The 855-nt window shown below is 46.4% G+C and carries 1 pseudogene; it reads left to right on the top strand.

The annotated features are described in order from the left end of the window. Positions 1-611, top strand: a pseudogene (locus R7R78_RS25225) ((Fe-S)-binding protein); the annotation flags it as partial. Positions 612-855: the final 244 nt, after the last annotated feature.

The raw sequence follows: 855 nt of genomic DNA, 5'->3' as shown, positions 1-855 counted from the left end.
TGCATCCAGTGCTTTTGCCATTTAAGCCAAATGGTAAAGCGCAACACATCAAAGGTTTCCTACGCCAGTTTAAAGAGACCGCGGCTGATACGGCGAAGTTCTTGGCGATGGTGGCGGACTTAGACATTCCGTTGGTCGGCGTTGATCCGGCATTGGTGCTGTGTTATCGAGATGAGTACGCGGAAGTACTCGGTAGCAAGCGAGGCGATTTCGATGTGCTAACGGCACACGAATGGCTGTACCCAAGGTTGGAAGCGTTTGAAGTAGCAAAGCAACGGGAAAATCAGGAACCGTGGTACTTGTTTGCGCACTGCACTGAAAAAACCAAAATGCCGAACGCAGAGAAAGAATGGGGCGCTATTTTTGCTCACTTTGGCGCGGTATTGAATACAGTACCGGTTGGTTGTTGTGGCATGGCGGGTACATTTGGCCACGAGGTTGATAAGCTGTCGATGTCGAAAGACATATACAATTTAAGTTGGAAACCAAACCTAGATAAGTTAGATAACGAAAGATGTTTGATTACTGGTTATTCTTGCCGAAGCCAAGTAAAACGCTTTGAAGGAACAAAGCCTAAGCATCCCGTTCAAGCACTGTTAACTTTGGTATAATGACATCAAGCCCAGTCCAACTGGGCTTTTTTGCCCAATGATGAACATTCCATTTCAAAGGATCTGAACCTTGAGAAAACTTGAACTCAAAGTCCCACCTGTTGCGGTGTTTTTGCTGGTCATACTCTTGATGTACGGGCTTAAAGTCTTGACGCCGAGCATGAACATTCGAGTGCCCTTTGTTGAGTTTGTAGTCGGCGCACTAACTTTGTTGTCTGGCTACATGGGGATTGCCGGTGTATAT

The sequence above is a fragment of the Vibrio sp. 2134-1 genome, from assembly GCF_033339495.1.
Note: the sequence above shows the minus strand (reverse complement) of the source record. Positions and strands in the feature narration are given on the sequence as shown.